Below are 2,567 nucleotides of genomic sequence, written 5' to 3'. Positions count from 1 at the left end.
TTAGAACAAACCAACTATAGTGCCATCTGGAAGTATATCCATCTTGTTTGCTGCTGGTACTTTTGGTAATCCTGGCATTGTCATTACTTCTCCTGTAAGGGCTACTATAAATCCTGCTCCTGCTGATAATCTTAATTCTCTTACTGTTATTGTAAATCCTGTTGGTCTTCCTAGTAGTGTTGCATCATCTGATAGGGAGTATTGTGTTTTTGCCATACATATTGGCATTTTGTCTAGCCCTAGTCCTTCTAGTGTCTTAATCATTTTTTCTGCGCCTTTTGTGAATGTTACTCCGTCTGCTCCGTATACTTCTTTTGCTATCTTTGTTATCTTTTCTTTTATTGATTGTTCTACTTCGTATAGTGGTTTGAAGTTTGATTCTTTGGTTTCTACTACTTCTATTACTTTCTTTGCTAGCTCTATTCCGCCTTCTCCTCCTGCTGCCCATACGTCTGATATTGCTACTTCTGCTCCTGATGCTTTTACTTTTTCGAATACTAGGTTTACTTCTGCTTCTGTGTCTGTTGGAAATTTGTTTATTGCTACTATTGATGGTACTCCGAATTTTGCTACGTTTTCTATGTGCTTTTCTAGGTTTTCTAGTCCTTTTTCTAGGGCTTCTAGGTTTTCTGTGCCTAGGTCTGCTTTTGCTACTCCTCCATGCATTTTTAAGGCTCTTACTGTTGCTACTATTACTGCTGCATCTGGTTTTAAGCCTGCAAATCTACATTTTATATCAAAGAATTTTTCTGCTCCTAGGTCTGCTCCGAATCCTGCTTCTGTTACTGCGTAATCTCCTAGTTTTAGTGCCATCTTTGTTGCTAGTATACTGTTACATCCGTGTGCTATGTTTGCAAATGGTCCTCCGTGGATTAGTGCTGGTGTGTTTTCTAGTGTTTGTACTAGGTTTGGTTTTATTGCATCTTTTAGTATTAGGGCTAGTGCTCCTGTTGCTTCTAAGTCTTTTGTTCTTACTGGATTTCCTTCCATGTTGTATGCTACTACCATGTTGCCTAGTCTTTCTTTTAGGTCTTCTAGGTTGTTTGCTAAGCATAGTATTGCCATTATTTCTGATGCTACTGTTATGTCAAATCCATCTTGTCTTGGTACTCCGTCTGCTTTTGAGCCTAGTCCTACTACTATATTTCTTAATGCACGGTCATTCATGTCTACTACTCTTTTCCATGCTATTCTTCTTGTGTCTATGTTTAGTGCGTTTCCTTGATGTATATGGTTGTCTAGTAATGCTGCTAGTAAGCTGTGTGCTGATGTGATTGCATGGAAGTCTCCTGTAAAGTGAAGATTTATGTCTTCCATTGGTACTACTTGTGCGTATCCTCCACCTGCTGCTCCACCTTTTACTCCAAATGATGGTCCTAGTGATGGTTCTCTTAGGGCTGTTATTGTCTTTTTACCTAGCTTGTTTAGTCCCATACTTAGACCTATGTTTGTTGTTGTCTTTCCTTCTCCTGCTGGTGTTGGATTTATTGCTGTTACTAGTATTAATTTTCCGTCTGGCTTGTCTTTTAATCTGTCGAATACGTCTAGTGATACTTTTGCTTTGTATTTTCCGTATAACTCTAACTCATCATCTAGTATTCCTATTTGTTCTGCTACTTCTGATATTGGCTTCATTTTAGCTTCTTGCGCTATTTGTACGTCTGTTTTCACTTTGCTTTCTCCTCCTCAGGTTTAATTTTATATTTCTACCCTATGGCTAAATAATTCTTAGCTTAATCCATTAAGTGTGTTTCTAATATTTGACTTCTTCTAAATCCTTCTAATCCTAAGTAATATTCTAGTGAGTTTATTAGATATTCCATTTTAACTGGTCCTACTAGTTCTGAGCCTGTTACTGGTATTCCGTATCTTGCTGCTTCTTGTTTTACTAATTCAAATACTCTATATATTGGAGTGTTTACACAGTCAAACATGTTTACTGATACTACTACTCCTTCTCTTTCTGGGAATTTGATTCCTACTGCTCTTGTTGTTGAGAATCCACCACTTGGTCCTCTTACTGCCTTTGCTATTTTCTTTGCTATTTCTAGGTTTTCTGTTGCTAAGAATACGTTATATGCTGTTAGCCCTTCTGCTTCTGCACTTACTATTGTTGCTCCTGCTGTAGAGCTCAGTAAGCCATCTTTGCTTAGATCTGGTTTTCTTGATTCGTATTCTGCTTTTCTTGATGCATCATCTTTTGCTTCTAATAATAGGGCTTTTAGTCCTTCATATTGTCCTTTTCTTATGAATGCTAATGCTCTTCTTTCTTCTGTTCTTGCGTTTTCTGCTGCAAAGAATATTGGTACTCCTGTTTTTTCATGTAATTCTTGACCTATTTCTTTTGCTAGCTTTACGCATTCTTCTACTGTTATGTTTTTAAATGGGAATAGAGGTATTGTGTCTTGTGCACCTATTCTTGGATGTGTACCTTTTTGTTCTTCCATGTTGATTAGCTCTATGGATTTTGCAGCCATGTTAAGAAGTGCTTTCTTAAGTGGTGCTGGCTCTCCTATTATTGTAACTACTGTTCTGTTAAAGTCATGCTCTGGCTCGTAGCTTACAAG

General features: G+C 37.6%; 2 protein-coding genes. Both read right to left on the bottom strand.

All coding sequences use genetic code 11. The features are described from left to right. Nucleotides 1-1,671, bottom strand: coding sequence for a formate--tetrahydrofolate ligase (locus tag ABV008_RS14190; RefSeq protein WP_352420494.1), 1,671 nt, complete (start codon nt 1,669-1,671; stop codon nt 1-3). 62 nt (nt 1,672-1,733) lie between these two features. After that, a partial coding sequence (ftcD, locus tag ABV008_RS14185) for a glutamate formimidoyltransferase (RefSeq protein WP_352420493.1) occupies nt 1,734-2,567 on the bottom strand: 834 nt, incomplete at its 5' end.

Source organism: Proteiniborus sp. (assembly GCF_040308045.1).
Lineage (GTDB): Bacteria > Bacillota > Clostridia > Tissierellales > Proteiniboraceae > Proteiniborus.
The sequence above is the reverse complement of the archived record's forward strand: the minus strand, read 5'-3'. Positions and strand labels throughout refer to the sequence as shown.